Annotated in this window: 22 protein-coding genes; 17 read left to right on the top strand and 5 right to left on the bottom strand. The window is 70.7% G+C overall.

Going from position 1 to position 19,201, the window contains the following annotated elements; genetic code table 11:
* Nucleotides 1–17: 17 nt before the first annotated feature.
* The 8 genes from atpE to K4G59_RS16680 all read left to right on the top strand — a co-directional run bounded on the left by atpE (nucleotide 18) and on the right by K4G59_RS16680 (nucleotide 6,612).
* Nucleotides 18–221, top strand: coding sequence for an ATP synthase F0 subunit C (gene atpE / locus K4G59_RS16715; RefSeq protein ID WP_269800883.1), 204 nt, complete (start codon nucleotides 18–20; stop codon nucleotides 219–221).
* Nucleotides 222–250: 29 nt separating this feature from the next.
* On the top strand, nucleotides 251–805 hold the full coding sequence (locus tag K4G59_RS16710; RefSeq protein WP_224276928.1) for a F0F1 ATP synthase subunit B: 555 nt from the start codon (nucleotides 251–253) through the stop codon (nucleotides 803–805).
* Nucleotides 805–1,599 carry a F0F1 ATP synthase subunit delta gene (locus K4G59_RS16705; RefSeq protein ID WP_231252195.1) on the top strand — a complete coding sequence of 265 codons (795 nt, stop codon included), beginning with the start codon at nucleotides 805–807 and terminating at the stop codon, nucleotides 1,597–1,599. Before K4G59_RS16710 ends, K4G59_RS16705 begins: the two co-directional genes overlap by 1 nt.
* A 50-nt stretch (nucleotides 1,600–1,649) precedes the next feature.
* Nucleotides 1,650–3,290 carry a F0F1 ATP synthase subunit alpha gene (gene atpA, locus K4G59_RS16700; RefSeq protein ID WP_224276932.1) on the top strand — a complete coding sequence of 547 codons (1,641 nt, stop codon included), beginning with the start codon at nucleotides 1,650–1,652 and terminating at the stop codon, nucleotides 3,288–3,290.
* Between the two features lie 4 nt (nucleotides 3,291–3,294).
* A complete protein-coding gene (locus tag K4G59_RS16695; RefSeq protein WP_224276934.1) occupies nucleotides 3,295–4,212 on the top strand; it encodes a F0F1 ATP synthase subunit gamma in 918 nt (305 codons plus the stop codon).
* Nucleotides 4,213–4,215: 3 nt separating this feature from the next.
* A complete protein-coding gene (gene atpD / locus K4G59_RS16690) occupies nucleotides 4,216–5,673 on the top strand; it encodes a F0F1 ATP synthase subunit beta (RefSeq protein ID WP_231252194.1) in 1,458 nt (485 codons plus the stop codon).
* Nucleotides 5,673–6,077 (top strand): F0F1 ATP synthase subunit epsilon, encoded by a 405-nt coding sequence (locus tag K4G59_RS16685; protein WP_231252193.1) that lies wholly within the window; start codon nucleotides 5,673–5,675, stop codon nucleotides 6,075–6,077. Before atpD ends, K4G59_RS16685 begins: the two co-directional genes overlap by 1 nt.
* A gap of 91 nt (nucleotides 6,078–6,168) precedes the next feature.
* Nucleotides 6,169–6,612 carry a DUF2550 domain-containing protein gene (locus K4G59_RS16680; protein ID WP_224276941.1) on the top strand — a complete coding sequence of 148 codons (444 nt, stop codon included), beginning with the start codon at nucleotides 6,169–6,171 and terminating at the stop codon, nucleotides 6,610–6,612.
* Nucleotides 6,613–6,633: 21 nt separating this feature from the next.
* Here the strand turns inward: K4G59_RS16680 and K4G59_RS16675 are convergent, their stop codons facing one another.
* Entirely contained in the window at nucleotides 6,634–7,605 is a 972-nt protein-coding gene (locus K4G59_RS16675) for a LacI family DNA-binding transcriptional regulator (protein ID WP_231252192.1), read from the bottom strand.
* 80 nt (nucleotides 7,606–7,685) lie between these two features.
* On the opposite strand from K4G59_RS16675, the gene K4G59_RS16670 reads away from it, so the two are divergent.
* A complete protein-coding gene (locus K4G59_RS16670; protein ID WP_231252191.1) occupies nucleotides 7,686–8,858 on the top strand; it encodes an MFS transporter in 1,173 nt (390 codons plus the stop codon).
* On the opposite strand, the gene K4G59_RS16665 is transcribed toward K4G59_RS16670, so the two are convergent.
* Nucleotides 8,855–9,445 (bottom strand): cob(I)yrinic acid a,c-diamide adenosyltransferase, encoded by a 591-nt coding sequence (locus K4G59_RS16665; protein WP_231252190.1) that lies wholly within the window; start codon nucleotides 9,443–9,445, stop codon nucleotides 8,855–8,857. The two genes, K4G59_RS16670 and K4G59_RS16665, sit on opposite strands and share 4 nt — an antisense overlap.
* Before the next feature lie 154 nt (nucleotides 9,446–9,599).
* Between K4G59_RS16665 and K4G59_RS16660 the strand changes: the two genes are divergently transcribed.
* The 6 genes from K4G59_RS16660 to K4G59_RS16635 all read left to right on the top strand — a co-directional run bounded on the left by K4G59_RS16660 (nucleotide 9,600) and on the right by K4G59_RS16635 (nucleotide 14,357).
* On the top strand, nucleotides 9,600–9,812 hold the full coding sequence (locus K4G59_RS16660; RefSeq protein ID WP_231252189.1) for a hypothetical protein: 213 nt from the start codon (nucleotides 9,600–9,602) through the stop codon (nucleotides 9,810–9,812).
* Nucleotides 9,813–9,993: 181 nt separating this feature from the next.
* A complete protein-coding gene (locus K4G59_RS16655; protein WP_231252188.1) occupies nucleotides 9,994–12,012 on the top strand; it encodes an ethylmalonyl-CoA mutase in 2,019 nt (672 codons plus the stop codon).
* Nucleotides 12,013–12,048: 36 nt separating this feature from the next.
* Nucleotides 12,049–12,279 carry a hypothetical protein gene (locus tag K4G59_RS16650; protein WP_231252187.1) on the top strand — a complete coding sequence of 77 codons (231 nt, stop codon included), beginning with the start codon at nucleotides 12,049–12,051 and terminating at the stop codon, nucleotides 12,277–12,279.
* A gap of 25 nt (nucleotides 12,280–12,304) precedes the next feature.
* Nucleotides 12,305–12,835 carry a ferritin gene (locus K4G59_RS16645; protein ID WP_231252186.1) on the top strand — a complete coding sequence of 177 codons (531 nt, stop codon included), beginning with the start codon at nucleotides 12,305–12,307 and terminating at the stop codon, nucleotides 12,833–12,835.
* 12 nt (nucleotides 12,836–12,847) lie between these two features.
* Nucleotides 12,848–13,753: an FAD-dependent oxidoreductase gene (locus K4G59_RS16640; protein WP_231252185.1), complete on the top strand. Its 906-nt coding sequence runs from the start codon at nucleotides 12,848–12,850 to the stop codon at nucleotides 13,751–13,753.
* Nucleotides 13,746–14,357, top strand: a complete 612-nt coding sequence (locus K4G59_RS16635; RefSeq protein WP_231252184.1) for a histidine phosphatase family protein — start codon at nucleotides 13,746–13,748, stop codon at nucleotides 14,355–14,357. The genes K4G59_RS16640 and K4G59_RS16635 overlap by 8 nt, the downstream gene beginning before the upstream one ends.
* Here the strand turns inward: K4G59_RS16635 and K4G59_RS16630 are convergent.
* Together K4G59_RS16630 and nucS are read right to left on the bottom strand one after the other, a co-directional pair.
* On the bottom strand, nucleotides 14,350–14,805 hold the full coding sequence (locus K4G59_RS16630; protein ID WP_231252183.1) for a DUF952 domain-containing protein: 456 nt from the start codon (nucleotides 14,803–14,805) through the stop codon (nucleotides 14,350–14,352). The two genes, K4G59_RS16635 and K4G59_RS16630, sit on opposite strands and share 8 nt — an antisense overlap.
* 239 nt (nucleotides 14,806–15,044) lie before the next feature.
* On the bottom strand, nucleotides 15,045–15,767 hold the full coding sequence (gene nucS / locus K4G59_RS16625; RefSeq protein WP_425572361.1) for an endonuclease NucS: 723 nt from the start codon (nucleotides 15,765–15,767) through the stop codon (nucleotides 15,045–15,047).
* Here nucS and K4G59_RS16620 point away from each other — a divergent pair.
* Nucleotides 15,756–16,742: a hypothetical protein gene (locus K4G59_RS16620; protein ID WP_231252181.1), complete on the top strand. Its 987-nt coding sequence runs from the start codon at nucleotides 15,756–15,758 to the stop codon at nucleotides 16,740–16,742. The genes nucS and K4G59_RS16620 overlap by 12 nt on opposite strands.
* 46 nt (nucleotides 16,743–16,788) lie before the next feature.
* The gene (locus K4G59_RS16615; RefSeq protein WP_231252180.1) at nucleotides 16,789–18,582 is read left to right on the top strand and encodes a 3-hydroxyacyl-CoA dehydrogenase family protein; all 1,794 of its coding nucleotides are present in this window, start codon (nucleotides 16,789–16,791) and stop codon (nucleotides 18,580–18,582) included.
* Nucleotides 18,583–18,690: 108 nt separating this feature from the next.
* Here K4G59_RS16615 and K4G59_RS16610 read toward each other — a convergent pair whose 3' ends face one another.
* Nucleotides 18,691–19,152, bottom strand: a complete 462-nt coding sequence (locus tag K4G59_RS16610; protein WP_231252179.1) for a VOC family protein — start codon at nucleotides 19,150–19,152, stop codon at nucleotides 18,691–18,693.
* Nucleotides 19,153–19,201: the final 49 nt, after the last annotated feature.

The following is a 19,201-nucleotide window of genomic DNA, read 5'->3' as shown; positions in this document are numbered from 1 at the left end:
ACCGAAAGGAAACAGCCGTGGACGGCAACCTCAACATGATCGGCTACGGACTCGCGGCCATCGGCCCCGGCGTCGGCATCGGCCTGATCTTCGCGGCCTACATCTCCGGTGTGGCACGTCAGCCGGAGGCCCAGGGCCGCCTGCAGTCGATCGCCATCCTCGGCTTCGCCCTGGCTGAGGCGCTCGCCATCATCGGCATCGCCCTCGCGTTCGTCCTCTGAACCAGTCCGACCCCAGTTAGGACCATCGCATGACGGACCACATCGTGGTGGCGGCCGCGGTCGAGAACCCGTTGGGCTTCGTGCCCGTCGAGTTCGCCCTGTCGCTCGTCACCTTCGGCATCCTGTTCTTCCTCATCTGGAAGTTCGTCGCGCCCCGCTTCGAGCAGACCTTCGCCGAGCGCACGCAGGCGATCGAGGGTGGCATCGCCGCGGCCGAGTCCAAGCAGGCCGAGGCCGACGCCAAGCTCGCCGAGCTCGAGAAGCAGCTCGGCGACGCCCGGCACGAGGCCGCGCGCATCCGTGAGGAGGCGCGTGAGCAGGGCGCCCGGATCGTCGCCGAGATGCGGGAGACGGCCCAGGCCGAGTCCTCGCGCATCGTCGAGCACGGCAAGGCGCAGATCGAGGCCGAGCGCCAGCAGGCGATCACCTCGCTCCGTGCCGAGGTGGGCACGCTCGCGACCGGCCTGGCCGGACGCATCGTGGGCGAGAGCCTGGAGGACGAGGCTCGCCAGAGCCGCGTCGTCGAGCGGTTCCTCACCGACCTCGAGGCGCAGAACGGCACCACCACGGGGAGCGTCAACTGATGATGCGAGGTGCGTCCGCAGACGCCTACGCCGCGGCCGCCGCTGTGCTCCCGAGCACCGGCGACCTGGGCCGGGTGGGCCAGGACCTGTTCGGGACGGCGGACCTGCTCCGCGCCGAGCCGGGCCTGCGCCGCGTCGCCACCGACGTGTCGCTGCGCGGGGAGGCCAAGGCCGACCTGCTGCGCAGTGTGCTCGCCGACAAGGTCTCCCCGGAAGCCCTGACCGTGGTGACGACGGCCGTCGCGCAGCGGTGGACCTCGGGCCGTGACCTGAGCGACACCCTCGAGCAGCTCGGCGTGGTCGCGACGGTGCGCTCCACCGGCGACCACGCCCACCGCCTCGAGGACGAGGTCTTCGCAGTGGGTCGTCTCGTGCAGGCCAACCCGGAGCTGCGCGACGCGCTCTCCGACCCGGCCCGCAGCCGCTCCGACAAGGCGGCGCTGGTCACGGAGCTGCTCGGCGACAAGGTCCTCCCCGCCACGGTGGCGCTCGTGCAGCAGTCGCTGTCCGGGAGCCACCGCACCGTGGCGGTCGCCCTCGCGGCGTACCAGAAGGTGGCGGCCGAGGTCCGCGGCGAGGGAGTGGCGACCGTACGCGTCGCCCGACCGCTCGCCGACGCCGACCGCGACCGCCTGGCCGCCGCGCTCGCGCGGTCCTACGGCCGCGACGTGCACCTCAACGTCATCGTCGACCCCGAGGTCATCGGTGGCATCCGCGTCGAGATCGGTGACGACGTCATCGACGGGACGGTGTCCAGCCGTCTCGACGAAGCCGGTCGCCGGCTCGCCGGCTGACGCCCCTAGACATCCAAGACTCCAGCAGACCCAGAGAACAGGTGAATGAAATGACGGAGCTGTCCATCCGTCCGGACGAGATCCGGGACGCGCTTCAGCGCTTCGTGTCGGACTACGAGCCCGACACGGCGGCCAAGGAAGAGGTCGGCACGGTCGCAGAGGCCGCCGACGGCATCGCTCGCGTCAGCGGCCTGCCCTCGGTCATGGCCAACGAGCTGCTCGAGTTCGAGGACGGCACGCTCGGCATCGCGCTGAACCTCGACACCCGCGAGGTCGGTGTCGTGGTCCTGGGTGACTTCGACAAGATCGAGGAGGGCCAGACCGTGCGTCGCACGGGCGAGATCCTCTCGGTGCCCGTCGGCGAGAACTACCTCGGCCGCGTCGTCGACCCGCTCGGCAACCCGATCGACGGCCTCGGCGACATCGCCTCCGACGAGCGCCGCGCGCTGGAGCTCCAGGCTCCCGGTGTCATGGTGCGCAAGTCGGTGCACGAGCCGCTCGCCACCGGCATCAAGGCCATCGACGCCCTGACGCCCATCGGCCGCGGCCAGCGCCAGCTGATCATCGGTGACCGCGCGACCGGCAAGACGACGATCGCGATCGACACGATCATCAACCAGAAGGCCAACTGGGAGTCCGGCGACCCGGACAAGCAGGTCCGCTGCATCTATGTCGCCATCGGCCAGAAGGGCTCGACCATCGCCTCCGTGCGTGGCGCCCTCGAGGAGGCCGGCGCGCTGGAGTACACGACCATCGTGGCCTCCCCGGCGTCCGACTCCGCCGGCTTCAAGTACCTCGCCCCCTACACCGGCTCGGCCATCGGCCAGCACTGGATGTACGCCGGCAAGCACGTCCTGATCGTGTTCGACGACCTGACCAAGCAGGCCGAGGCCTACCGCGCCGTGTCGCTGCTGCTGCGTCGCCCGCCGGGCCGCGAGGCCTACCCCGGTGACGTCTTCTACCTGCACAGCCGGCTGCTCGAGCGTTGCGCCAAGCTCTCCGACGAGATGGGCAAGGGCTCGATGACGGGCCTGCCGATCATCGAGACCAAGGCCAACGACGTCTCGGCGTTCATCCCGACCAACGTCATCTCGATCACCGACGGCCAGATCTTCTTGCAGTCGGACCTGTTCGCGGCCAACCAGCGCCCCGCCATCGACGTGGGTGTCTCGGTCTCGCGCGTGGGTGGCTCGGCGATGACGAAGGCCATGAAGGCCGTCACCGGCTCGCTCAAGGTCGACCTCGCGCAGTTCCGCGCGATGGAGGCGTTCGCGATGTTCGCCTCCGACCTCGACGCGGCCTCGCGCCAGCAGCTCGACCGCGGCCAGCGCCTGATGGCCCTGCTGAAGCAGCCGCAGTACTCGCCCTACCCGGTCGAGGAGATGACCGTCTCGCTGTGGACCGGCACCTCGGGTCGCCTGGACAAGGTGCCCACCGAGGACGTGCTCCGCTTCGAGAACGAGTTCCTCGACTACCTGCGCCGCAGCCACGAGGGCATCCTCGCGGGCATCCGGGAGACCTCGAAGTTCGAGGACTCCACCGAGGACCAGCTCGCGCAGGCCTACGACTCCTTCCTCGACCAGTTCGAGACCTCCGACGGCCAGAGCATCAAGGCCGGCAAGGAAGAGCACGTCGCCCTCGAGGACGAGGACGTCGAGCAGGAGCAGATCGTCAAGCAGAAGCGAGGCTGACGCAATGGCTCTCTCGGTACGCGAGTACCGCGCGCGGATCAAGTCGACGGAGTCGATGAAGAAGATCACGCGTGCCATGGAGCTCATCGCCGCGTCCCGCATCATCAAGGCGCAGCAGCGGGCCCAGGCCGCAGCGCCCTACGCCCGTGAGCTCACCCGTGCGGTGTCGGCCGTGGCGACGTTCTCCAACGTCGACCACGCCCTCACCCTCGAGCCGGAGAACCCGAAGAAGGCGGCGATCCTGATCGTCACCTCTGACCGTGGTCTCGCCGGCGCCTACTCCTCGAGCGTGCTCAAGGAGGCCGAGCGGCTCATCGAGAAGCTCAAGGGCGAGGGCAAGGACGTCGACCTCTACACCTCCGGTCGCAAGGCCGAGGCCTACTTCAAGTTCCGTCAGCGCCGCGTGGTGCAGTCGTGGACGGGCTTCTCCGACCAGCCGACGTACGACGTCGCGGCCGAGATCGGCGCGACGCTGATCGCCACCTTCCTCGCCGAGGAGGGTGACGACCTCGCGGACGTCGACGAGGTGCACGTCGTCTACACGCGGTTCCGCTCCATGCTCAGCCAGGAACCGACCGCCGTACGCCTCCTGCCGCTCGAGGTCGTGGAGGGCACCGAGCCGCCCGAGGCGGGCGACCTGCTGCCGCTCTACGAGTTCGAGCCCTCGCCCAGCGACGTGCTCGACTCGTTGCTGCCGCGCTACGTGCAGAGCCGGATCTTCTTCGCCCTGCTGCAGGCGGCCGCGTCCGAGCTGGCTGCGCGTCAGAAGGCGATGAAGTCGGCCACGGACAACGCGGACGAGCTCATCAAGAAGTACAAGCGCATCGCCAACCAGGCTCGCCAGGCTGGCATCACACAGGAAATCAGCGAGATCGTCGGTGGCGTCAACGCGCTGGCCGACGCACAAGCCGGGAGTGAATGAGATATGACTGCCACCATCAACGAGTCCGCCGAGACCACCTCGGCAGGCGGCGTGGGCCGCATCGCCCGCGTCATCGGCCCGGTCGTGGACATCGAGTTCCCGTCCGACGCGATGCCCCCGATCTACAACGCGCTCACGCACGAGTTCGAGCTGAGCGGCGAGACCAGGTCGATCATCCTCGAGGTCGCCCAGCACATCGGTGACGGCATGGTCCGCGCCATCTCCATGAAGCCGACCGACGGCCTCGTGCGCGGCGGCCAGGTCGTCGACACGGGTGCGTCGATCACCGTCCCCGTGGGCGACGCGACGCTCGGCAAGGTGTTCAACACCACCGGCGACGTGCTCAACCTCAAGGAGGGCGAGACCTTCGAGCCCGCCGAGCGCTGGGGCATCCACCGCAAGGCGCCGGCCTTCGACCAGCTGGAGTCGAAGACCCAGATGTTCGAGACCGGCATCAAGGTCATCGACCTGCTCACCCCCTACGTGCAGGGCGGCAAGATCGGCCTGTTCGGTGGTGCCGGCGTCGGCAAGACCGTGCTCATCCAGGAGATGATCGCGCGAGTCGCGAAGGACCACGGCGGTGTGTCGGTGTTCGCCGGTGTCGGCGAGCGCACCCGTGAGGGCAACGACCTCATCGTCGAGATGGAGGAGGCCGGCGTCCTCGGCCAGACCGCCCTCGTCTTCGGTCAGATGGACGAGCCGCCGGGCACGCGTCTGCGGGTGGCCCTGTCGGCGCTGACGATGGCGGAGTACTTCCGCGACGTGCAGAAGCAGGACGTGCTGCTCTTCATCGACAACATCTTCCGCTTCACCCAGGCCGGCTCCGAGGTCTCCACGCTGCTCGGCCGCATGCCGTCTGCCGTGGGCTACCAGCCCAACCTGGCCGACGAGATGGGTCAGCTGCAGGAGCGCATCACCTCGACGCGTGGTCACTCGATCACCTCGCTGCAGGCGATCTACGTCCCCGCCGACGACTACACCGACCCGGCCCCGGCCACGACGTTCGCCCACCTGGACGCCACGACCGAGCTGTCGCGCGAGATCGCCTCGCTCGGCATCTACCCGGCCGTGGACCCCCTGACGTCGACCTCGCGCATCCTCGACCCGCAGTACATCGGCGACGACCACTACCGCTGTGCGGTGCGGGTCAAGCAGATCCTGCAGCGCAACAAGGAGCTCCAGGACATCATCGCGATCCTCGGTGTCGACGAGCTCTCCGAGGAGGACCGGGTCATCGTGTCGCGGGCGCGTCGCATCCAGCGCTTCCTGTCGCAGAACACCTACGTCGCCAAGCAGTTCACCGGCATCGAGGGTTCGACCGTCCCGGTGGCCGACACCATCGAGGCGTTCAACAAGATCGCCGACGGTGAGTACGACCACGTGGCCGAGCAGGCCTTCTTCATGTGCGGCGGTCTGGACGACGTCGAGCAGAAGTGGGCCGAGATCCAGAAGAGCCTCTGATGGCTGACGCAGGCGGCGCCGTCCTGCAGGTCGAGCTGGTCGCTGCCGACCGGCTCGTCTGGTCGGGCCAGGCCACCATGGTCATCGCCCGCACCACCGAGGGCGACGTCGGCATCCTGCCGAACCACGCACCGCTGCTGTCCTCGATCATCGAGGGCGTCGTGGACGTGCAGACCGTCGAGGGCGAGACCTGGGTCGCGGCCGTCGACGCCGGCTTCCTGTCGGTGGCCGACAACCGCGTCTCGATCCTGTCGGAGCGCGCCGAGATGTCGCACGAGATCGACCTGGAGAAGGCGCGTCAGGACCTCGAGCGGGCCAGGAGCTCGGGCGAGGACGACGACGCCGCGCAGGAGGCCGTACGCCGTGCGGAGGCACGGATCCGTGCCGCCGAGCGGGCCTCCTGACGGAGCCCTCCCGCACGACCGCTAGGGTGAGCGCACGAACCGCAGGGTTCGTGCGCTCACCTGTGTGCGGGGGCGTTGGTGGGAGGTGTGGATGCCGGTCTGGGAGTGGGTGCTCGACCTCGTCGGGCTCGTCCTTCTCCTTGCGCTGCTCTACGGCATCTCGCTGATCGTGCGGCGGCGCCTGCTCGCGCGCCACGGCGGCACCTTCGAGCTCAGCTACCGTGTCCGCACCGAGCGGCCCGGTCGCGGTTGGCTGCTCGGCATCGGGCGCTACTCCGGCCAGTCGCTGGAGTGGTTCCGGATCTTCTCGCTCTCACCCCGCCCCAAGCGGGTGTGGGCCCGCGACCTCCTGGACTACTCCGGCCGGCGCTCCCCGGAGGGGCCGGAGGAGGTGTCGCTCTACGACGGGCACGTGGTGGCCTCGTGCCACTACGACGGCGAGCCGCTGGAGATCGCCATGAGCGAGGCCTCGCTCACCGGCTTCCAGTCGTGGCTGGAGTCCGGTCCGCCCGGCACCGACTGGAACCGTCGCTGACCCGAGCTCGCCGGTCCGGGCTCAGGCAGGTGCGGTCGAGTCGCCGACCCTCAGCGCGACCGGGAGCAGCACGTCGCTGACGTCGGCTCCCGCGATGCGACCCAGGACTGCCTCGGCCGTCGCGTGACCCTTGTCGGCCAGCGGCTGCACGACGGTGGTCAGCTCGAGGTCGAGCCAAGGGGTGGCCACCCCGTCGAAGCCGGCCACACTCAGGTCCTCGGGAACCCGCAGGCCGCGTCGGCGCGCCTCGAGGACCACGCCGGCGGCCTGCACGTCGCTCTGGCACACGATCGCGGTCACCGGACCACGGTCGTCCAGGTGGTGGGCGACGAGGGACTGGACGGCGGCGACGTCACTCTCGCACGCCCCCAGGACCCGGGCGTGCGGAAAGACGTCGCGCAACCCGGCCTCGCGCTCGCGCTGCGGGTGGGAGGCCGCCAGCGTCACGGTGGCGACGTCGCGGTGGCCGAGCGCGTGCAGGTGCTCCGCGAGCGCGGCCGAGCCGACGCGGTGCTCGATGTCGATGTAGGTCGAGCCGGGCCACGCGGGTCCCTCGACCACGACCAACGGCACGTCGCGGGCCACCAGGTCGGCGTACGCCGCCCACGTCTCGCGCCCGCAGATGTCGTAGATGACGGCGTCGAGGGGGAGTCGCGCATGGTCGTCGTCGTCGCTCATCAGCAGCAGGCCGAGACCGGCCGCGCCGAGGACCTCCGACACCGCGTCCAGCATCGCCAGGGCGGCGGGGTCGCGGAAGGCCGTGCTCAGCTGGCCGACGGCGATGCCGACGACGCCGCTGCGGCCCTGGCGCAGGTTGCGGGCGAGCGGGTTCGGGCCGGAGTAGCCGAGCTCGGCGGCCGCGGCGAGCACCCGCTCGCGCGTCGTGGCCGAGACCGGCTTGTTGCCCGAGAAGGTGAGGGACGCGGTCGAGAGCGAGACCCCGGCGGACGCGGCGACGTCGGCCAGGGTGGGGGCGCGGGTTGGACCGGACACGGGGGAGAGGCTAGCATCGAATCGATTCGATCGAAACGATTCGCCGGACGCCGCGAGCGTCCGCGCGCCGAGGAGCTCCTGTGCCCACGCTGACCGCCGCCCGCAACGCCGTCGGCCTGACGTTCTTCCTCAACGGGCTGGTCTTCGCCAGCTGGGTCTCCCGGATCCCCGAGGTGCGGTCGAGCTTCGGGCTGACCAACGGCCAGCTGGGCCTGGTGCTGCTCTCGATCGCCCTGGGCTCGCTGCTGGCGCTGCCCACGACCGGAGCCGTCATCACGCGCTGGGGGACCGTCCAGGTCGTGCGGGTGGGAGCCGGCGCGGCGACCGTCGGCATGCTGGCCGCAGCGCTCGGGCTGGGCAACCTGCTGTGGGTGACCGTGGCGGGGCTCTTCGTCTACGGCCTCGGCATCGGCGTGTGGGACGTGGCGATGAACGTCGAGGGTGCCGAGGTCGAGCGCGGCCTGCGCCGCACGATCATGCCGCGCTTCCACGCCGGCTTCAGCGGCGGCACGGTGGTCGGCGCACTCCTGGGGGTGCTGCTCATCGAGGTCGGCGTGCCGGCCGTGGCGCACCTCGTCGGCATCGTGCTCCTGTCCGTCGTCCTGGTGTGGCGCTCCTCGCCGGCCTTCCTGCCGGTGGTCGAGACGCCCGAGGGGCACTTCACCTCCGCGGCCCGCGCCTGGCTCGAGCCGCGCACGCTGCTCATCGGTGTGATGGTGCTGGCGCTCGCCATGACCGAGGGAACCGCCAACGACTGGCTCGCGGTCGCGCTCGTCGACGGGCACGACGTGTCGCACTCGGTGGGCGTCGGCGGCTTCGCCGTCTTCGTGCTGGCCATGACGGCCGGTCGCATCGCCGGCACCGGGCTCATCGACCGCTTCGGCCGCGTCACCGTGCTGTGGAGCACGATGGCGCTGGCCGGCACCGGCGTGCTGCTCATCGTGCTCGCCGAGCAGCCCGTCCTGGTCGTGGCGGGCATCGTGCTCTGGGGCGTGGGCGCGTCGCTCGGCTTCCCCGTCGGCATGAGCGCCGCCGCCGACGACCCGCGGAACGCTGCCGCGCGCGTCAGCGTGGTGTCGACGATCGGCTACGCCGCCTTCCTCGCCGGTCCGCCCCTGCTGGGGTTCGTCGGCGACGAGGTCGGCACCCTCAAGGCTCTGCTGGTGGTCGCCGTCCTGCTGATGCCGGCGGCGCTGGTGGTCCCCGCGGCGCGCGAGGGTCGCGACGACCGCGAGACCAGCCCGGTCGGCTAGCTCGAGCGCTCCCCGCCCGGCACCCACAGCACGTCGCCGTTCTCGCGGTTGGCGTGGCGGGCGAGGATGAACAGCAGGTCCGAGAGCCGGTTGAGGTAGGTGATCGACAGCGGATTCATCGTCTCCTCGTGCTCCTCCCAGGCCGCCCAGCCGGCCCGCTCCGCTCGGCGTACGACGGTGCGCGCCACGTGCAGGTGCGCTGCCGCGGTCGTGCCGCCGTTGAGGATGAAGGAGCGCAGCGCCGGCAGCGACTCGTTGTAGTGGTCGCACCACTGCTCGAGGCGGTCGACGTAGTCCTGCTCGATGCGCAGGGGCGGGTACTCCGGGTCGGGCACCACCGGCGTGCAGAGGTCGGCGCCGACGTCGAAGAGGTCGTTCTGCACGTGGGTGAGCACCGCGACGACGTCCTCGTCGAGGCTTCCGTCGAGCGAGGCGTGCGCCAGCGCGACGCCGATGTGGGCGTTGCCCTCGTCGACGCAGGCGTACGCCTCGAGGCGCAGGTCGGTCTTCGAGGTCTCGCTCATGTCGCCGAGCCGGGTGCGCCCGGCGTCCCCGGTGCGGGTGTAGATGCGTGTCAGGTTGACCATGTCCGGGAGCCTACTGGCGGCCCGTCAGGAGCGCCCCCGGCGGTGACTCGCCGAAAAAGGTGAAGCGTGGATGCAACCGGGCGGGGTACAACTACGTCTGTAGGAGTGACACTGGTCACGCAGCGGCGTCGGGGGACGTCGAGAGGAGCACCCGATGGAGATCACCTGGGACGGGTCCACCCTGGTGCTGCACGGGGCCTTCGACGTCCGCAGCACCGGTGAGGTGCGCAACGCGATCTACGGCTGCCTCGAGTCCGGCGACGACGACGTCGTCGTCGACATGAGCGACGTGACCACCATTGACGCCACGCGCTGCGGCTCCTCGCCGTGGCCACCCGTCACGCCTTGCTCTCCGGGCACCACCTGACGGTCCGCAACCCCGGGCCCGCCGTGCGGCGGATGGCCCACCTGACGCGGTTGGCGCACGCCATCGACGTCGAGCGCGTCGCCGCGACCGCCTGAGCCCGGTCGGGGTCGGGGCCGGTCTGAGGCATCCGTCACACGCCCAACCGGTGACTGACGGGTAACCCGAGTCCTAACCTGACGCCATGACCGAATCGGAGCGTCCGGCCAAAGACCGGCCCTGGGTGATGCGCACGTACGCCGGCCACTCCACCGCCGAGGCGTCCAACGCGCTCTACCGCACCAACCTGGCCAAGGGCCAGACCGGGCTCAGCGTGGCGTTCGACCTGCCCACGCAGACCGGCTACGACCCCGACAGCCCGCTGAGCCGGGGAGAGGTCGGCAAGGTCGGCGTACCCGTCCCGCACCTGGGCGAGATGCGCAAGCTCTTCGCCGGGATCCCCCTGACCGAGATGAACACCTCGATGACCATCAACGCGGTCGCGATGTGGATGCTCGCTCTCTACCAGGTGGTCGCCGAGGAGCAGGCTGGAGCCGTTCCGGGGGGCGACCCCTCGCCCGAGGAGGTCGCCGGGCAGCTCGCCGGCACCACCCAGAACGACATCATCAAGGAGTACCTCTCCCGGGGGACCTACGCGTTCCCGCCCGAGGCCTCGATGCGGCTCATCGCCGACATGATCGCCTACACGGTGCACCAGATCCCCAAGTGGAACCCGATCAACATCTGCAGCTACCACCTCCAGGAGGCCGGGGCGACGCCGACGCAGGAGCTCGCCTACGCGCTCAGCACGGCCATCGCCGTGCTCGACGAGGTGAAGGCCGCCGGACAGGTGTCGGAGGAGGACTTCGAGAAGGTCGTCGGCCGCATCTCGTTCTTCGTCAACGCCGGCGTCCGGTTCGTGGAGGAGACCTGCAAGATGCGGGCCTTCGTCCAGCTCTGGGACGAGATCACCCGCGACCGCTACGGCGTGCGGGACCCGAAGATGCGTCGCTTCCGCTACGGCGTGCAGGTCAACTCCCTCGGGCTCACCGAGGCGCAGCCGGAGAACAACGTCCAGCGCATCGTGCTGGAGATGCTCGGCGTGACGCTGTCCAAGAACGCCCGTGCCCGCGCTCTCCAGCTGCCCGCCTGGAACGAGGCGCTGGGGCTGCCGCGCCCGTGGGACCAGCAGTGGTCGCTGCGGCTGCAGCAGGTGCTCGCCTTCGAGTCCGACCTGCTGGAGTACGACGACATCTTCGACGGCTCGCACGTCATCGAGGCCAAGGTCGCCGAGCTGGTCGAGGGCGCGAGGGCCGAGATCGACCGGGTGCAGGAGATGGGCGGGGCGATCGCCGCCGTCGACTACATGAAGTCCGAGCTGGTGTCCTCCCACGCCGCGCGTCGTGCCCGCATCGAGTCCGGCGAGGAGATCATCGTCGGCGTCAACACGTTCGAGTCGACCGAGCCGTCGCCGCTGACGGCGGACCTCGACGCCGCGATCATGGCCGCCGACCCGGAGGCCGAGCGGACCGCTCGTGCGAGCGTCGAGGCGTGGAAGCAGCAGCGTGACGAGTCCGAGGTCGCCGAGGCGCTGGAGGCCCTGGCCGCGGCGGCGAGGACCGATGAGAACCTGATGGCCCCGACGCTGGTCGCGGCGCGCGCCGGCGCGACGACCGGGGAGTGGGCCGCCACCCTGCGCGAGGTGTTCGGCGAGTACCGAGGCCCGACCGGCGTCTCCGGCGCCGTGGTGGCCGAGGCCGGCGCCGATCTCGTCGCGGTGCGCGAACGGGTCCGTGCCACCGGCGAGGAGCTGGGGGGCCGGTTGCGCCTCCTGGTCGGCAAGCCGGGGCTGGACGGGCACTCGAACGGCGCCGAGCAGGTCGCCGTACGCGCCCGCGACGCCGGGTTCGAGGTCATCTACCAGGGCATCCGCCTCACGCCGCAGCAGATCGTGGCAGCGGCCGTCGCCGAGGACGTGCACTGCATCGGCCTGTCGATCCTGTCCGGCTCGCACATGGAGCTGGTGCCCGACGTCCTCGACGGGCTCACCGAGGCCGGCCTGGGCGGCCTGCCCGTCATCGTCGGGGGGATCATCCCCGACGCCGACGGACGGCGGCTGCGCGAGCTCGGGGTCGCGGCGGTGTACACGCCGAAGGACTACGGGCTCACCGAGATCATGGGGGGCATCGTGGATGTCATCCGGGCGGCCAACGACCTGGACTGAGGTAAGCCTGTCCTAAGAACCTGCTATCGTCGCGGCGTGGGCAAGAAGAGCAAGGGCGGGAGCAAGAAGTCCGGCGCGTCGACCGGCAAGGTTGCCCAGCTGCCCAAGAAGAAGTGCTGCGTCTCCCGCACCAAGTGCGGCCGCTGTCCCCTGAGGATGCTCAAGGAAGGCACGCTGCCCGACGGCTACACGGTCCACAGGCGCAAGCTCGTGAAGACCAAGAAGCTGCAGCAGGACAAGGACAGGAAGAAGACCCTCGCGGCGTGAGGGTCCCACCGACCAGGAGGCCGTCGTGCCCGCCCCCCGCTTCGTCGAGCAGCTCAACGCCCAGATCGGCAACGAGCTGTCCGCGCACAACCAGTACCTCGCCTGCGCGATCTACTACGACGCGCTGACCATGCCCCGCATGGCGGCTTTCTTCTACGATCAGGCGCTCGAGGAGCGCAGCCACGCGATGATGATGGTGCAGTACCTCCTCGACACCGACGCCGAGGTCACCATCCCGGCCGTCGCCGCCCCCACCTCGATCTTCGCCGACCTCGTCGCGCCCGTCGAGCTGGCGCTGGCGCAGGAGCGGACGGTCACCGACCAGATCAACGGCCTGCTGCGCATCGCGCGCGAGGAGAGCGATTTTGCCTCCGAGCAGTTCATGCAGTGGTTCATCAAGGAGCAGGTCGAGGAGGTCGCGACCATGAGCGACCTGCTCGCGGTGGTGAGGCGCAACCACGACGACATCGAGGACATCGAGGAGTACGTCGCCCGCGAGCAGGGCGCGGAGGGCGAGGACGCCACCGCTCCGCGCCAGGCCGGCGCCGGAGGCTGACACACTGGGCCCATGGGGCGTGTGATCGTCGTCGGGGCCGGTGTCGTCGGGCTGACCTGCGCGGTGCGGCTGCTGGAGGCCGGCCACCGCGTCGACGTGGTGGCGCGCGACCTGCCGCTGGAGACGACGTCCGTGGTCGCCGCCGCGCTCTGGTATCCCTACCGCGCGCTGCCGCAGGACCGGGTCACCGCCTGGGCCGCGACGTCCTACGCCGTCCTGGCCGACCTCGCCCGCGACGAGCGCACCGGCGTGCGGATGCTCACCGGGATCGAGGTGCTGCGCACCCCGCAGCCCGACCCGTGGTGGCGCGCGGCCGTGCCGTCGCTGGACCGCGAGACCGCTCTTCCTCCCGGCTACGCGGACGGCTGGACCTTCGTGAGCCCGGTCGTCGACATGCCGGTCCACCTCCGCTGGCTCACGGCCCGCATCGAGGAGCTCGGCGGCACGCTGACGCGGATGAACCTGTCCGCGCTGCCCACCGGCGGCGCGCTCGTCATCCACGCGACCGGGCTGGGCGCGCGGCACTTCAGTGCGGATCCGGGCGTCACACCCGTGCGCGGGCAGGTGGTCGTCCTCGAGCAGGTCGGGCTGGAGCGGTGGACGCTCGACGCTGACGGACCGACCTACGTGGTCCCGAGGGCGCGAGAGATCGTCGTCGGCGGCACGGCCGAGGAGGGGGAGTGGAGCCGCACCCCGGACCCGACGACGGCCGAGGCGGTCCTGCACCGAGCGACCGCGCTCGTGCCGGAGCTGGAGGGCGCGCGGGTCCTGCGGCACAAGGTCGGGCTCCGTCCGGCTCGCCCCACGGTCCGGCTCGAGCGGGTCGGCGACGTGGTCCACGTCTACGGCCACGGTGGCGCGGGCGTCACCCTGTCGTGGGGCTGCGCCGCCGAGGTGGTGGGGTTGGCCGGTGGGTGACCTGCAGTGCGCCGCCCGGGTGTTCGTGGCCCGGCACGGCGAGGCGGTCTACGAGAGCGAGCTGCTGAGCGACGCCGGGGGCTGGCTGAGCCCGCTGGGGCGCGACCAGGCGCGGGCGCTCGCCGAGCGGTTGGCGCCCGAACGCATCTCCCGCGTGTGGACCAGCGACATGGCCCGCGCCGTGCAGACCGGCGAGATCGTGGCGGCCGCGCTCGGCGCCGACGTCGTCGTACGCACGGGGCTGCGCGAGTTCGGCGTCGGCGACGCCGCCGGCACGACCGGGGACCCCGACCCCTTCGCGAAGACCTTCGCCGCCTGGCTCGACGGTGACCTCGCCGCGCGGATCCCCGGCGGGGAGAGCGGCGAGGACGTGGTCGAGCGCTACGCCGCGGTGCTGGACGAGATCGCCGACGCGCACCGCGGTGAGTCGGTGCTGGTCGTCAGCCACGGCGGGGTGATGTGCATGGCCCTGTCCGCGGTGGCGCGCAACCTGGCGCTGAGCCACTCGCGCGACCGGCCGATGCCGAACTGCGGCGTGGTGGCCCTCGAGGGTGACGCGGACGGCTGGGTGGCCCGGTCGTGGGCCGACCGCCCGCTTAGCTGAGCACCAGCACCACCACGGTCACGAGCGCCATCACGGCGAGGGCGACGCCCATCCGCACCGCCATGCCACCGATCCACAGCGACATCAGCGTCTCGGTGCCGCCCCGGCGATCGAGGGGGGCCACGTCGACGACGGCACTGCGGTTGATCGGGCCGTAGACGTGGGGGTAGGTGTCGGCGCCGACCGCCTCGACGCGCACCTCTGCACCGGTGAGCCGCGCCGGGTCGATGGTCAGCAGGACCAGGTGCTCCCCGAGGCCGCGGTAGTAGCGGTCGAAGACGCCCTGCACCTGCTCGCGCCTCGACGCGTGGATGAAGCCCTCATCCTCCAGCGTGCGGCCCACGGTCGAGGTCGAGTAGGTGCCGGTCTCCAGGGTGCGGCGCCAGTCCGCGTCGGTGGCGATGTGGAAGATGCGGTCGGGCACGGTCTCCGGTGAGGTGTCGGGCACCGTGCGAGGGTAACGACGTGGGGCGCTCGCGCGACGACGCGGTGGCCACCTCGGGATCGAACGGCGAGGTGCGGCGGTGCGGGGGAGGCGCGCTACGCGATACGCAGGAGCATGAACTTCCACGCGCACGAGTGGAAGTTCATCCGGTTCTGCGCTCAGGTCGGCGTTCTCAAGCCTGAAGTTCCACCTGTGCGGGTGGAAGTTCATCTGGGCGCAGCGGCTGTGGAGAGCGTTGGCGCTCAGAAGAGCCGGTGCTCCGCGTCGTCCATCCCGCGCAGCGCGTCGTAGTCGACGAGTGCGCAGGCGATGCCGCGGTCGGTGGCCAGCACGCGGGCCTGCGGCTTGATCTCCTGGGCGGCGAAGATGCCGCGCACCGCCCCCTTGCGCGTCAGTGCGGGGTCGCGGTTGAGGAGGTCGAGGTAGCGGGTGAGCTGCTCGACGCCGTCGATCTCGCCGCGCCGCTTGATCTCCACGGCGACCGACAGTCCGTCGGCGTCACGGCACATCAGGTCGACGGGACCGATGGCGGTCATGAACTCGCGGCGCACCAGCGTCAACCCCGCGGCCAGGCTCGCCGGATGCTCGGCGAGCAGCTCCTGGAGGTGCTTCTCGACGCCGTCCTTCTGCAGGCCGGGGTCGATGCCGAGGTCGTGGGAGGTGTCGTGCAGGACCTCGTCGATGAGGATGCGCAGGGTGTCGTCGGACTTGGCGGCGCTCACCAGCCACTCGGCGCGGCCGTCCTCGGACACGCCCTCGCGGACCGTGCACGGAGGCGACATCCAGTTGAGCGGCTTGTAGGACCCGCCGTCGGAGTGGATCAGCACCGACCCGTCCGACTTCAGCATCAGGACTCGGGTGGCGAGGGGCAGGTGGGCCGAGAGCCGTCCTGCGTAGTCCACCTGGCAGCGCGCGACGACGATCCTCACGACGGGCGAATCTACAGTGACCCCGTGACCGACCACGCAGTACGTCCCGCGCGGCAGCGCGACCTCGCGCAGCTCGGCATCGAGGACACCTCCCACGGGCCCGGGTTCGTCGTGGTGGCCGGCGATCCCGCGCTCGGCCACGCCCGGGTCGACCTGCTCGACGGGCACGCCCACCTCGCGCACCTCGCGCCGGGCGTCGACCTCGACGGGAGCACCGCGCGTGCGCTGGTCGAGGCGGCCTGCGAGCGGCTCGCCGCCAAGGGCCACGGCCAGCTGACGGCCCTGCCCTTCGCCGGCCCCGAGGCGGCGACGTACGCCGACCTCGGCTTCGCCGAGATCCCGTCCGGTGAGCCGCTGCCGGGTCCGCTGTCCGCGATGCGCGAGGAGTCCGGCCGTGTGCTCGTTCGTCGCGTGCTGCGCTCGCACCGCACCGCCGCGGACCTCGCCGACTTCCTCCCTGTCCTCGATGCCGCGCCGCGGGAGGTCGGCACGCTCCGCGCCGTCATCCGTCGGCCGGCGCCCGGGGAGCGCGAGGTGCTCGAGGTCGGCCACCTCGACCTCGCGGAGGGGCTGGTGGGGGACACCTGGGCCGAGCGCGGCAGTCGGCGTACGCCGGACGGGTCGGCGCACCCCGACATGCAGCTCAACATCATGAGCCACCGGCTCGTGGAGTTCCTGGCCCAGGACCCTCGGCGCGAGGCACTCGCCGGCGACCAGATGTTCCTCGACCTCGACCTCTCGCACGACCACCTGCCGGCGTGGAGCGAGCTGCACATCGGCGGCCCGGAGGGGGCGGTGATCGTGGTGACCGACCAGCCGCACAACGGCTGCGGCAAGTTCATCGCCCGCTTCGGCAAGGACGCGATGGGCTTCGTCAACGGCCCCGAGGGCAAGCCCAGGCGGCTGCGCGGGCTGTGCGCCAAGGTGGTGCGCCCCGGACCGGTCCGTCCGGGCGACGAGGTGGTCGTCGTACGCCCCTCGACCACCCTGGGAGAACCCTCCGGGGAGTGACGGTTCCCACACCCACCGGGGATCGCCCGCGTGGGAGCATGCGTCCATGAGCGACGAAATCACCCGCGAGTTCAGCACCGTCGGCGTCATCGGCCTCGGCACGATGGGCGCCGGCATCGCCGAGGTCTTCGCCCGCAACGGCTTCACGGTCATCGGCGTCGAGCAGAACGAGGCAGGCGTCCAGCGCGGTCGCGAGCACCTCGAGCACTCGACGGGCCGCGCGGTGAAGCGCGAGAAGATGACGACGGAGCAACAGGCCGAGCTGCTCGGCCGGATCACCCTGACCACCGAGATGGCCGACCTGGCCGTGGCCGACCTCGTCGTCGAGGCCGTCGTGGAGTCGCTCGAGGTCAAGAAGTCGATCTTCCGTGCGCTGGACGACATCGTGCGCCCCGACGCGGTGCTCGCCACCAACACCTCCTCGCTCAGCGTCACCGAGATCTCCACGGCCAACGCCAAGCCCGGCCGCGTGGTGGGCGTCCACTTCTTCAACCCCGCGCCGGTGCAGAACCTCGTCGAGATCATCCGCACGGTGGTCACCGAGCCCGACGTCCTCGCCGACGTCCAGGGCCTGCTGCGCAGCCTCGGCAAGAACCCGGTCGTGTGCGGCGACAAGGCCGGCTTCATCGCCAACACGCTCCTCTTCGGCTACCTCAACCACGCCGTCGCGATGTACGAGGGCAAGTACGCCTCCCGCGAGGACATCGACGCGGCCATGCGCTTCGGCTGCGGCTACCCGATGGGCCCGCTGGCGCTGCTCGACCTGATCGGCCTCGACACCGCCTACGAGATCCTCGACACGATGTACAAGCAGGGCCGCGACCGCCTCCACGCGCCCGCGCCGATCCTGAAGCAGTACGTCACCGCCGGCCTGCTCGGTCGCAAGTCGGGCCGCGGCTTCTACACCTACGAGGCGCCCGACTCCCCGATCGTGGTCGCGGACGCCCAGACCCCGAGCGCCGACGACAAGCCTCAGCTGCGCCACGACATCAAGCTCGTCGGCGTCGTCGGCACCGGCACGATGGCCTCCGGCATCGTCGAGGTCTTCGCCAAGGCGGGCTACGACGTGCTCTTCACCGGGCGCGGCCAGGACAAGGTCGACGGTGTGGTCGCGACCATCACCAAGAACTTCGACAAGCAGATCCAGCGCGGTCGCGCGACCGAGGAGCAGAAGTCCGAGGTGCTGGGCCGGGTGCGCGGCACGACCTCGCTCGACGACCTCAAGGACGTCGACCTCGTGGTCGAGGCGATCGCGGAGGACCTCGCCGTCAAGACCACGCTCTTCGAGAACCTCGACGAGATCTGCAAGCCTGGCGCGATCCTGGCCACCACGACGTCGTCGTTGCCGATCATCTCGATGGCCAAGGTGACCAAGCGTCCCCAGGACGTCATCGGCATGCACTTCTTCAACCCCGCCGCGATCATGAAGCTGGTCGAGGTCGTCTCCACCGTCGCCACCGACGAGGCTGTGACCGAGACCGTGCTCGCACTGTGCGAGCGCGTCGGGAAGGTGGCCGTGAAGTGCGGTGACCGCTCCGGGTTCATCGTGAACGCGCTGCTGTTCCCCTATCTCAACGACGCGGTCAAGATGCTCGAGGCGCACTACGCCACCGCCGACGACATCGACACCGCGATGAAGCAGGGCTGCGCCCTGCCGATGGGACCCTTCGAGCTCCTCGACGTGGTCGGCAACGACGTGTCGCTGGCGATCCAGAGGGAGCTCTACCTCGAGTTCCGCGAGCCCGGCTTCTCCCCGGCGCCGCTGCTCGAGCACCTGGTGACCGCGGGCTACCTCGGTCGCAAGACCGGCCGAGGGTTCCGGGACTACAGCGCCCGCTGAGCCGGCGTCAGCTGTCTCGACACGCTTCGCGACCTCGCAGGCTCGGTCGCTGCGGTCGCTCGACCCGACTGACCCCACGCGCGGACCTCGTCCCTCGGGCCGTGCTGGTCAGTCGAGGCAGAACACGTTGCCCTCGGGGTCGCTCATCACGATGTGCCCGGGGGTCATCGGCGGGGCGGGCTCGTGGCGCTCGACACGGGTGGCGCCGAGCGCGACCAGCCGCTCGGCCTCCGACTCGAGCGCGGCCATCCGCTCCTCGCCCTCCAGCCCGGGAGCGGCGCGCAGGTCGAGGTGCACACGGTTCTTCACGGTCGCGCCCTCGGGCACCCGTTGGAAGAACAGCCGCGGTCCGGTCCCGTCAGGGTCCTGCGCGGCGGACGCGGAGTTCCACTCCGACTCCGGCACACCCACCTCGGCGAGGAAGGCGTGCCATGCCTCGAACGGGTCCTGCCCGGGCTCCAGCTCGCGCCCGGGCGGCGGAGGGTTGACGTAGCCCGTCGCGTCGGCCCAGAAGCGGGAGAGCGTCTCGGGGTCGTGGGCGTCGAAGGTCACCTGGATGGTCCGGCTCATCGGTCCATCGTGGACCACCCCACCGACAGTGGGCGACCCCTGCGCCGGG

It is taken from the genome of Nocardioides furvisabuli (assembly GCF_021083185.1).
Lineage (GTDB): Bacteria > Actinomycetota > Actinomycetes > Propionibacteriales > Nocardioidaceae > Nocardioides > Nocardioides furvisabuli.
The sequence above is the reverse complement of the archived record's forward strand: the minus strand, read 5'-3'. Positions and strand labels throughout refer to the sequence as shown.

Bases quoted from the DNA above. Each gene is read 5' to 3' on its own strand.
- K4G59_RS16710 (WP_224276928.1), top strand. From the start codon at position 251: ATGACGGACCACATCGTGGTGGCGGCCGCGGTCGAGAACCCGTTGGGC.
- K4G59_RS16705 (WP_231252195.1), top strand. From the start codon at position 805: ATGATGCGAGGTGCGTCCGCAGACGCCTACGCCGCGGCCGCCGCTGTG.
- atpA (WP_224276932.1), top strand. From the start codon at position 1,650: ATGACGGAGCTGTCCATCCGTCCGGACGAGATCCGGGACGCGCTTCAG.
- K4G59_RS16695 (WP_224276934.1), top strand. From the start codon at position 3,295: ATGGCTCTCTCGGTACGCGAGTACCGCGCGCGGATCAAGTCGACGGAG.
- atpD (WP_231252194.1), top strand. From the start codon at position 4,216: ATGACTGCCACCATCAACGAGTCCGCCGAGACCACCTCGGCAGGCGGC.
- K4G59_RS16685 (WP_231252193.1), top strand. From the start codon at position 5,673: ATGGCTGACGCAGGCGGCGCCGTCCTGCAGGTCGAGCTGGTCGCTGCC.
- K4G59_RS16680 (WP_224276941.1), top strand. From the start codon at position 6,169: ATGCCGGTCTGGGAGTGGGTGCTCGACCTCGTCGGGCTCGTCCTTCTC.
- K4G59_RS16665 (WP_231252190.1), bottom strand. From the start codon at position 9,445: ATGGTCAACCTGACACGCATCTACACCCGCACCGGGGACGCCGGGCGC.
- K4G59_RS16660 (WP_231252189.1), top strand. From the start codon at position 9,600: ATGGAGATCACCTGGGACGGGTCCACCCTGGTGCTGCACGGGGCCTTC.
- K4G59_RS16655 (WP_231252188.1), top strand. From the start codon at position 9,994: ATGACCGAATCGGAGCGTCCGGCCAAAGACCGGCCCTGGGTGATGCGC.
- K4G59_RS16640 (WP_231252185.1), top strand. From the start codon at position 12,848: ATGGGGCGTGTGATCGTCGTCGGGGCCGGTGTCGTCGGGCTGACCTGC.
- K4G59_RS16615 (WP_231252180.1), top strand. From the start codon at position 16,789: ATGAGCGACGAAATCACCCGCGAGTTCAGCACCGTCGGCGTCATCGGC.
- K4G59_RS16610 (WP_231252179.1), bottom strand. From the start codon at position 19,152: ATGAGCCGGACCATCCAGGTGACCTTCGACGCCCACGACCCCGAGACG.